Annotated in this window: 2 protein-coding genes; one reads left to right on the top strand and one right to left on the bottom strand. The window is 53.8% G+C overall.

The annotated features are described in order from the left end of the window. Positions 1 to 219 (bottom strand): hypothetical protein (locus K7W41_RS23765; protein WP_224612961.1); only part of this gene is annotated, 219 nt, incomplete at its 3' end. Here K7W41_RS23765 and K7W41_RS23405 point away from each other — a divergent pair. Next, positions 113 to 424, top strand: a 312-nt coding sequence (locus K7W41_RS23405; protein ID WP_224612960.1) for an AMP-binding protein, incomplete at its 3' end; no start/stop codon positions are given. The genes K7W41_RS23765 and K7W41_RS23405 overlap by 107 nt on opposite strands.

Below are 424 nucleotides of genomic sequence, written 5' to 3' on the forward strand. Positions count from 1 at the left end.
CAATCTCTCTAGCTTCGTGGACTGGAGCACAACGTTTTTTTCCTCCGCGTCCCTGGCGAAAACTGCAGCCCTAACCTCAATCTGTTTTGACCTTTCCAGCTTCGAGATCTTTGTGCCACTCAGCGTGGGTGCCACGGTCTTTTTGGTGGGAGATCTCAGAGCGGAGCTGACCACACTAAGCCGTTCTGGTATCACGCTCCTGAACACCGTGCCAAGCATTATGGAACTTCTTCTGAAACAAGGCGAATTGCCCGGCACGCTCCAGGTCGTCAACCTTGCAGGCGAACCGCTTTCGCGAGATCTTAGTCAGCGCCTATACCGTAATTCTGGCGTTCGTGAAGTGTATAACCTGTACGGCCCATCAGAAACAACGACGTATGCGACGGTCTACCGTACCCATCCTGATGACCCTCGTCCACCTGCG

This window comes from Deinococcus multiflagellatus, from assembly GCF_020166415.1.
Classification (GTDB): Bacteria; Deinococcota; Deinococci; order Deinococcales; family Deinococcaceae; genus Deinococcus; species Deinococcus multiflagellatus.